We start from the raw sequence: 8,927 nt of genomic DNA, 5'->3' as shown, positions 1-8,927 counted from the left end.
TCAGGGTCCAAAAGGAACGGGCGGAAGACGGCGCTTCCGCCCGTGTCAGTCAAGGAATGCAGGAAACGCCCGGCGACCGCCACACGTCCGTTGCTAAAAGATACTGATGCGGAGCGTCCATTTTGGCAACCCACTTGCCAAACGCCTGACGCGAGGTCACTTTCCGACCATGGGACGTACCGCCGACTATTCCAAACAAAGCTGCACCATCGCCGCCACGCTCGAGGTGATCGGCGATCCCTGGACCCTGCTGGTCATCCGTGACGCCTTTCAGGGCACGACCCGGTTCGAGCAGTGGCAGGATCAGCTTGGCGTGGCCCGCAACGTCCTGGCCGCGCGACTGAAGACCCTGGTCGCCCACGGCGTGCTGGAGCCGCGCCTGTATTCCGAACGTCCGCCGCGCAATGAATATGTCCTGACCCGCAAGGGCAGGGACCTGTCCGACGTCCTGCTGACCATGCACGGCTGGGGCTCGAAACACCTCTACAGCGAGTGCGATTCCGGCGTCAGCTTCCGCCATAAGACCTGCGGGGCCGAACTGTCGCCCCGTCTGGCCTGCAGCTGCTGCGGAGAGATCGTCAATCGCCGTGACATCGAGACTCGCCGCATCGCCGATTGTCCGACGGTCGGAGATGTCATGCCGAGGCCGAGCGACACCGAAGCCGCCTGAACGACGAAAGCCGGCCCCACTCGCGTGAAGCCGGCTCCCGTCATCCCTTGACGCACACCACCTGACGCAGGGTGTGGACGACCTCGATCAGGTCGGCCTGGGCCGCGATGACCGCGTCGATGTCCTTGTAGGCCATCGGGGTTTCGTCGATCACCTCGGCGTCCTTGCGGCATTCGACGCCTTCGGTGGCGCGGGCGTGGTCCTCCACCGTGAAGCGACGCTTGGCCTCGGTCCGGCTCATTGCCCGACCGGCACCGTGCGAGCAGGTGCAGAAGCTTTCCGCATTGCCCTTGCCGCGCACGATGAAGGATCTCGCCCCCATCGAGCCGGGGATGATGCCCAGTTCATCCAGCCTGGCCGACACCGCGCCCTTCCGGGTCAGGTAGACGTCCTTGCCGAAATGCTTCTCCTTCGAGACGTAGTTGTGGTGGCAGTTCACCGCTTCCTGCGTCGTCTCCAGATCCGGCCAGAACGCGCGGAGCACGTTCAGGACGCTGTCCATCATCACCTCGCGGTTGGCGCGCGCGTACTTCTGCGCCCACGACACCGCCCGGACATAATGGACGAAGCCGTCGGTCCCTTCCGGGAAATAGGCCAGGTCCTGGTCCGGCAGGTTGATGTGCCACCGGCGCATCTCGTGCTTGGCCCGTTCGATGAAATAGGTCCCGAACCGGTTGCCCACGCCCCGCGAGCCGGAGTGCAGCATCACCCACACGTCGCCCGCTTCATCGAGGCAAAGCTCGATAAAGTGGTTGCCCGTGCCCAGCGTGCCCAGATGGCCGAAGCCACGCGGATGCGCCGCCTTGGGATGGGCCTCGACCACGGCGTCATAGCTGGCCTTCAGCTCGCCCCAGCGGGTGACCGCAGAGGCGGGCGGCTCGCCGGCCCAGGCGCCCTTGTCGTTGCGCCCGCCGTTGTCGGTCCGACCATGCGGCACGGCCACCTCGATGGCGGAGCGGATGCCCGACAGGTCGTCCGGCAGGTGTTCGGCGCGGATCGAGGTCCGCACCGCCATCATGCCGCAGCCGATGTCCACGCCCACGGCGGCGGGGATGATGGCCCCGATCGTCGGGATCACGGACCCCACGGTCGCGCCCATGCCCCAATGCACGTCGGGCATGACCGCGACGTGTTTGTGGATGAACGGCAGCGAGGCCACGTTCTTCAGCTGCTTCAGTGCCGCATCCTCGATCGGCACCCCCCGGGTCCAGGCCTTGATGGGCACATGGTCCGGGTTTTCGATCACATCATAGCCGCGCATGGCGACGTCTCCTTTTCTGTCGTTCGATCCTCTCGGACCGGCAGCGGAGGCGTCACTTGCGGATACAAGAAACCCCTCCGGCCGGTCGGCGGGAGGGGTTGCTGGAATACCGAAGTCTATCGACCGTTCGTTCCCTAGACACCCTCCGCGCACGCGCCATTCCACTCGACCGACTGGCGGTCGAAGCTCATGGGCAGGTACGGGCTGGCGGGCTTGCAGAACATGGTGGTCTCGTCTTCGGAGAGCGCGGCTTACACCGATGATCGGCGTTTGGCCAGTGTGCCGCCGCCTACTCGGCCCGAACCACGACGATGACGAGGCGTTTGCCGCCGTCGGGCTCTTCGCTCGAGGTCCATTTGTTGGCGACGACGTAGAGGGGCGATGAGACGCCCTGGGGTTGGCCTGTCCAGACGTCGACGGCCATGTCGGGGCTGGACTGGACGTTGCTCTGGACGGCGGTCCAGCCGATGCCGGCCATGGCGGGCAGCAGGTCCAGGCCCGAACCGGCGGGGCCGGTCACCGTGACCTGGCAGACGTTGTTCTCGGCCATCCAGTCGATGGTCACGCTCGACCCGCCGCCGGAGGGGACGCGCCAGCCGGTGCCGGATGCGGTCAGGTTCTGTGCCTGGGCCAGGGTCCCCAGACGCGCGGCGTCGGACGGCTGACCGTCGAACAGGGCCAGGCAGACGTTGTGGACGGCGAGACCGGCGGCCTCGCCCGCATCGTTGACGGGCTCCTGGGCCAGGGCGAGGCCCGGGGCGAGCAGAACGGCGGCGGCGGCGATGATCCTGAGCATGATGGTCCCTCCAGTTGCCGGATCGTGACAGGGCGGCAGGGGGCCGAAAAGGGGGCGGGGTGCCATCGTCAGGAACCGGCGCCTCGGCCGGTGGTCGCCCGTGCTAGGTTGGGCCCATGAGGACGGGGGTCATCATCGCTGGACTGGCGGCGGCCGCATTGTGGACGGCGGTGCCCGCGAGCGTCTGCGCCCAGGACCCTCAGACCATTCAGGCCGCGGTCCGCGAGGGCCAGAGACTGGCCGCGCAGGGTCGTCCGGCCGAGGCCGAACCCCTGTTGCGACAGGCGGCCCAGGACGCGCGACGCCTGTGGGGCGACACCTCGCCGGACGCAGGGTCCCTGACCTGGCTCTGGGCCGGGGCGGTGCGGGATCAGGGTCGGTCGGCGGAGGCGGAGACGATCTATCGCGAGGCCCTGCGGCTGATGCTGGCGACCGGGGAGCCGGGGCATCCGATCATCGGCCGGATCGACAACGACCTGGCCCTGACCCTGATGGATCAGGGTCGATATGACGAGGCCCTGCCGCTGCTGGAACAGGCCATCGCGATCCACACGGCCATCGAGGGGCCGGCGGGGGACCAGACCCTGGTGGCACTGAGCAACCATGCGGTGGTGCTGAAGCGGCTGGGGCGTTTTGTCGAAGCGGATGGCGAGTATCGACGGGTGCTGGCGGCGCGCGAGGCGGCGGGGGCGGACCCGACCGAGATCGCCACGACGCTGAACAATCTGGGCGCCAACCTGCTGATGCTGGACCGCGCAGCCGAGGCCGAGGTCGCGCTGCGTCGGGCCGTGGCGCTTCGGGAGGCTGCGCTGGGCGCGTCTGATCCGCTGACCGGTCAATCCCTGGCCCTGCTGGCCGGGGCGGTGGCGGCTCAGGGGCGGTTCGAGGCGGCCGAGGCGATGCAGCGTCGGTCCCTGCTGGCGCTCGGACCCGGCTCCGATCCGGTCGAACGGGCAGCGGCGCTGGGGGCCCTGTCCGACATCCTGCTGAGCCTGAACCGCAGCGGCGAGGCCGAGGCTCCGGCCGTGGAAGCCCTGGCCCTGCTGAGCGAGCGGCTGGGGCCCGATCATCCGGAGACCCTGGTGGCCACCGTTGCGGTCGCTGACGTCATGCTGTTGCGAGGACGTCCAGAGGGCGCCGAGCCGCTGCTGGCCGAGGCGATACAGCGCGCGACGGCGCGTCTGGGGCCGAACCATCCCGGGTTGATGCAGCCCCTGTTCCTGCTGGCCCTGACCTATGGTGAGCTGGACCGCCGGGCCGAGGCCCTGCCGCGCTTTCGACAGGCGGTCGCCATCGCCGACGCCAGCCTGCCGCGCGATCACCTGGCGCGGATCGGGGCCCTGGCCAATCTGGGCTCGGCGCTGGCGGCGGGTCGCCAGTCAGGGGCGGCGCTTCCGGTGTTGCGGGAGGCGGGACGGGCCCTGATCGAGAAGTCGCGTCAGGGCGAGGCGGACGTCGAGGCCGGGCGGCGTGATATCGCTGGTTATCGCTATCTCTACCGGCTGACCGTCACGGCCGCCTGGGACCGGTCGACCGGGCGCTGAGCCTCAGCCCTGCATCGAGGCCGACGCCCCGCAGGCGTCGCAGACACGTACCGCGCCGCGCTGTTGCAGGGTGAAGTCGCCACAGGCAGGGCAGGCGTCGGCATTGGCCGCCGAGGCAGGGCGGGCATCCGGCTCCTTGGCCCGGCCGAAGGGCAGGACGACCAGATTGTCCGGCGCGGCGCCCCGGGCGAAACCTTTGGACATGAACCTGGCGGCGGGCACCAGTTCGTCGGCCTTGCCCGAGCCTAGGCCGTCGGCATCCAGCGGCTCGGCGTCGGCGTTGGCCAGTTCCTGACGACCCAGATACGACACCCCCAGCTCGCGGAAGATATAGTCCAGGATCGAGGTCGCCGAGCCGATGGAGTCATTCCCGGTAACGCGGCCGGCCGGCTCGAACCGGGTGAAGACGAAGGCGTCCACGAACTCGTCCAGCGGCACCCCGTGTTGCAGGCCCAGGGACACGGCGATGGCGAAATTGTTCATCAGCGACCGGAAGGCGGCGCCTTCCTTGTGCATGTCGATGAAGATCTCGCCCAGCTCGCCGTCGTCGTACTCGCCGGTGTGGATATAGACCTTGTGGCCCCCGACGGCGGCCTTCTGGATATAGCCCTTGCGGCGGTCGGGCAGTTTGCGGCGGGAGCGGTCGCGTTCGACGATCCGTTCGACGATCTTCTCCACCGCGCGAGCCTCAGGCTCCGGGCTGTCGAGGCTCGCGCGGCGCGGTGCCGGCTCGACCTCGGGCAGGGTGAACAGGGGACCTGAAGGGGCCGGGGCGGGCAGGAGGCGGATGGCGCGGCGGCCCTCGGCGGCGGCCCGGGTCAGGAGGGTGGCGGCCTCGCAGGACGTCAGGGTCCAGGGCTGGACCTCCGGGGCGGTGTCGGGGACGTCGCTGAAGGGCTCGACGGCGGCGCGAGCGCGACGGGCCAGAGCGGCCGGCGGCTCGGCCAGGAGGGCGGCGAGGACGGTGGGAGCGCCCGACCAGTCGGACAGGTCGGCGTGGCCCAGGATGTCGGCCGTGGCCTCGGCGATCTCGGCCGGCGACAGGCCGAGTTGGGCGAGCAGTCCGCCGTCGCTCTCGATGCCCAGGACGTCGCGGACGAAGCCGGGGTCGAGGACGTGGGGGCCGAAGGCGTCGTCGAGGCGATCCACCTGGGCCAGGGCGATCTCGACCGCCTCCAGTTCGGCATCGGTGAAGCCGAGGCTGCGCAGCCGGTCGGGGTTTAGGCCGGGGGCACCTTCGAGGGTGCGGCGGCCGAGCAGCCAGCGTTCGGCCTCGACCCGGGTTTCGACGTCGAGGCCCTGGGCCAGGGAGGCGTTCAGGCGGCGACCGATCTGGCCGTCTGAAGTCTGGAAGGCCTCGACATGGGAGAAGGCCGACGCGCCGAGGCGCAGGTCCAGTTCGGGGTCGTCCAGCAGGAGGCCGATCGTCGCGTGGTGACGGCCGGACTTCTGCATCGCCGTCCGGGCCTCTGCGCAGCGGTCGGCGGCACTGGCAGCGAGGGGGTCGGCAAGGCGGGCGAGCTGGTCCTGACGACGGCCCAGGGTGTCGATCGCTGCGGAGGCCGACGCGTCCCAGGCGGTGCAGGGGTCGAGCCGGGCCGCGATCTCGCTTGAGGCGAGGGCGGAGGTGGCGGCGACGAGACCGGCCGTGGCGGCGAGGCTCTGGAACCCGTGGTCGCCGGATGTGACGGCGGCATCGACGCTGCCGCTCAGGCCGATCACGATGGGGCGGACGGCGTGGCGACGGCGGGCGGCCGGGCCGTCGACTGAGAAGCCGCAGGCGGTCTCGATCTCCAGCGCCGTGGTCCACAGGTGGGTCAGGGTCTCGATGTTGGTGCTGCGGTCACCGGGGAGGGCGTCGATGGCGGGCAGGTTCAGGGCGCAGGCGGCGGCCAGGGACTGGTCGGTGACGGCGGCGGCGTCCCCGGCGTCGAACGTGAGGGTCAGATGGCCGGTCGCAGCGGCGGAGGCGGCGACATCGGCGGCCTGTCCGGTCATGGCCGACGGCTCGGCGTAGGCGGTCCAGCGGACGGCGGGGCGGGCCTGCGGTTCCGGGAGGGCCAGACGGTCACCGCCGAGGGCACGCAGGATGTCGGCGTCGGGGGCTCCGGCGCGGCGGGCGGCGGCCATGGCGCGGGCCAGGGCGGGGTTGCGCGTGGGGTCGGCGCAGTCGGCGGCAGGCCCTTCGCAGCGGTCCACGGCGTCGGCGACGGCGATCAGGGCGCGGGCGGCCGTTTCTGCCGAGGCCTGGGCCAGGTCGGCGATGCGGCGGGCCTCGACAGCCCGGGTCAGGGCGGCGCGGTCGGCGGGGTCCGACAGGCTTAGAACGGCCGGGTCCGGGGTCGGCCCGGTTGGATCCCCGGCGACGGGATGGACGCGGGCACCGTCCGTGCGCGTGGCGGCGGGGGCGGCGAGACCCAGCAGGACCGAGGCCACCAGTTCGTCGGCGAAGACCTGGGCCTCGGCGGTGCCCTCGAACACCCCGACCGCGCGGCCCCAGGCGGTCAGGCGGGCAGCCCAGTCGCAGAGGGCACCGTCCAGCACCGTCGGAGCCACCGTCGGGCGGATGTCGCAGGCCAGGGCGGGGCGGTCGGTGGGCAGGGTGCCGGCCCAGTCGAGCCAGGCCTCGACCCGGGCGTCGGTCCAGCCGTCGGGGGCCAGGGTCTCGACGACGGCTGCCGCGCGCTCGACTGTGCGCAGGCCGATCGACAGGTCGGCCGTGAGCGGGGCGAAACGGGGTGTGAAGCGCATTCGGGACCGTCTGTGCCGGAAATCCTGCGCCAGACTAGGGCGGCGACGGGCGGGCTTCAATAGATGTTGCGGGTCGGGGCGGGCTTACCCCCAAGATGTTGATCGCGATGGGCGTGTGCGCGCGCTGGACGTGGGGCCTCCCGGTTTCTATGATTGCGGATGCGTCGTCGGCCTCCCCGGCGGCCTGGATTCGGGATCGCCTCAGTTGCTCAAGACGATTTTCACCTGGTGGAACGGCGCCACGGTCGGGACCCTGTTCACCATCGCCAAGCGCGGTGTGTTGGTGGGCTCCGACGAGTTCGGCAACCGCTATTACGAGAGCCGGGACCACACCAGCTATGACGGGCGCAAGCGCCGCTGGGTCGTCTATGACGGCTATGCCGAGGCGTCCAAGGTGGCCCCCGACTGGTACGGCTGGCTGCACTACACCTATGAGGCGCCGCCGACCGAGCAGCCGCTGGTGCGGCGCAAGTTCGAGCTGGATTACCGGCCCAACATGACCGGCACCCCCCTGGCCTGGCGTCCGCCCGGCTCGCTGGCCGCCGAGGGCGTGCGCCCGGCCGCGACCGGCGACTATGAGGCGTGGAAGCCCGAATGATGTCGCGCAAGGGGGTCCTCGTCGGCGCTGCGGTCCTGGCCCTGTGTGGGCTGGGGGTCGGGGGCGTGGTCGCGGGTGGCTTGCAGGACAGCCCGCCCCAGGACGCGCGTCCGGCCGATCCGATCGGCGACATCCTGAGGAACGCCCCGCCGGTCGAGGCCGCGCCTGCGGGTACGCCCGCGCCCGCATCACCGATCGCCATCGTACCGCCTGCGCCCATGGTGACGCCCGGCGAACTGGACGAGACGGCCGCCCTGGCGGAAGAGGACGCGGTCGAGGCCGACGCCGAGATCAAGCCCGCCGAGAAGGTCGAGGAGCCCGAGGTTCCCCTGCCGCGGCAGCGCCGCCGGGTCGCCATCGTCGAGGCCATCGACAAGGTCACCGCCGAGAGGATGCGGTTCGAGGTGGTGGTCGGCGGTCGGCCCGTGCGCTTCAACGGCAGCCTGATCTTCTCGGCCCGGGCCTGCGAGGTCACGGCCCCGAACGAGTCGGTCAACGACGCCGTGGCCTATATGGACATCACCCTCCAGCCCAAGGGCACGGCTGTCCAGGCGGCACCGCGCCAGATCTTCCGGGGCTGGATGTTCGCCTCGACACCGGCCGTCAGCGGGCTTCAGCACCCGGTCTATGACGCCTGGGTCGTTGGCTGCAAGGCATAGGTCACGGCGTCCGCGCCTGACAGCGGCCGGCAGAGCGAGCCCTTGTCCGGGGTGACCTGCAGGGCGACGGCGAGGCGTTCCAGATAGGCGGCCTGCGGTGTCTCGACCGCGCCGAACTGGCTGAGATGGTCGGTCAGGAACTGGGCGTCCAGCAGGGTCCAGCCGCCGCGCCTCAGCCGTGCCACCAGATGGACAAGGGCGACCTTGGACGCATCCCGCTCGCGGCTGAACATGCTCTCCCCGAAGAAGGCGCCGCCCAGGGTGACGCCGTACAGGCCCCCGACCAGCCGCTCGTCCCGCCAGCACTCGACGCTGTGGGCCCGGCCCCGGGCGTGGAGTTCCAGATAGAGCCGGCGGATCGGGCCGTTGATCCAGGTGTCCTCCCGCCCCGGGGCGGGTTGGGCGCAGGCGTCGAGGACGGAGGCGAAAGCGGTATCGGTCCGAACGACGAAGGGCTCGGAGCGGACCGTGCGGCGCAGTCTGGATGGAATGTGAAATGAATTCAACGGGATAACGCCCCGTTGTTCCGGCTCGACCAGGAAGATGCGCGGATCGTCCCGCGCCTCACCCATCGGGAAGACGCCGGTGGCGTAGCAGTTCAGCAGCGCGTCGGGGCCGAAGCCGCCGAAGGGGTCAGTCAAGGCGTGG

The 8,927-nt window shown here is 70.6% G+C and carries 8 protein-coding genes; 4 read left to right on the top strand and 4 right to left on the bottom strand.

Going from position 1 to position 8,927, the window contains the following annotated elements:
* Positions 1-169: 169 nt before the first annotated feature.
* Positions 170-670, top strand: a complete 501-nt coding sequence (locus ACILQR_RS13965; protein WP_395652001.1) for a winged helix-turn-helix transcriptional regulator — start codon at positions 170-172, stop codon at positions 668-670.
* Between the two features lie 40 nt (positions 671-710).
* On the opposite strand, the gene ACILQR_RS13960 is transcribed toward ACILQR_RS13965, so the two are convergent.
* Complete coding sequence (locus ACILQR_RS13960; protein WP_395652000.1) at positions 711-1,931, bottom strand: RtcB family protein; 1,221 nt, start codon at positions 1,929-1,931, stop codon at positions 711-713.
* Positions 1,932-2,220: 289 nt separating this feature from the next.
* Positions 2,221-2,727 (bottom strand): hypothetical protein, encoded by a 507-nt coding sequence (locus ACILQR_RS13955; protein ID WP_395651999.1) that lies wholly within the window; start codon positions 2,725-2,727, stop codon positions 2,221-2,223.
* A gap of 116 nt (positions 2,728-2,843) precedes the next feature.
* On the opposite strand from ACILQR_RS13955, the gene ACILQR_RS13950 reads away from it, so the two are divergent.
* A complete protein-coding gene (locus ACILQR_RS13950) occupies positions 2,844-4,271 on the top strand; it encodes a tetratricopeptide repeat protein (RefSeq protein ID WP_395651998.1) in 1,428 nt (475 codons plus the stop codon).
* Positions 4,272-4,274: 3 nt separating this feature from the next.
* Here ACILQR_RS13950 and ACILQR_RS13945 read toward each other — a convergent pair whose 3' ends face one another.
* A complete protein-coding gene (locus tag ACILQR_RS13945) occupies positions 4,275-7,022 on the bottom strand; it encodes a TSCPD domain-containing protein (RefSeq protein ID WP_395651997.1) in 2,748 nt (915 codons plus the stop codon).
* Positions 7,023-7,227: 205 nt separating this feature from the next.
* Between ACILQR_RS13945 and ACILQR_RS13940 the strand changes: the two genes are divergently transcribed.
* Both ACILQR_RS13940 and ACILQR_RS13935 read left to right on the top strand, forming a co-directional pair.
* Entirely contained in the window at positions 7,228-7,620 is a 393-nt protein-coding gene (locus ACILQR_RS13940) for an NADH:ubiquinone oxidoreductase subunit NDUFA12 (protein ID WP_271147030.1), read from the top strand.
* Positions 7,617-8,279 (top strand): DUF2155 domain-containing protein, encoded by a 663-nt coding sequence (locus ACILQR_RS13935; RefSeq protein ID WP_395651996.1) that lies wholly within the window; start codon positions 7,617-7,619, stop codon positions 8,277-8,279. The genes ACILQR_RS13940 and ACILQR_RS13935 overlap by 4 nt, the downstream gene beginning before the upstream one ends.
* On the opposite strand, the gene aat is transcribed toward ACILQR_RS13935, so the two are convergent.
* Positions 8,246-8,920: a leucyl/phenylalanyl-tRNA--protein transferase gene (gene aat, locus ACILQR_RS13930; RefSeq protein ID WP_395652002.1), complete on the bottom strand. Its 675-nt coding sequence runs from the start codon at positions 8,918-8,920 to the stop codon at positions 8,246-8,248. The genes ACILQR_RS13935 and aat overlap by 34 nt on opposite strands.
* Positions 8,921-8,927: the final 7 nt, after the last annotated feature.

Source organism: Brevundimonas sp., from assembly GCF_044239655.1.
Classification (GTDB): Bacteria; Pseudomonadota; Alphaproteobacteria; order Caulobacterales; family Caulobacteraceae; genus Brevundimonas.
The sequence above is the reverse complement of the archived record's forward strand: the minus strand, read 5'-3'. Positions and strand labels throughout refer to the sequence as shown.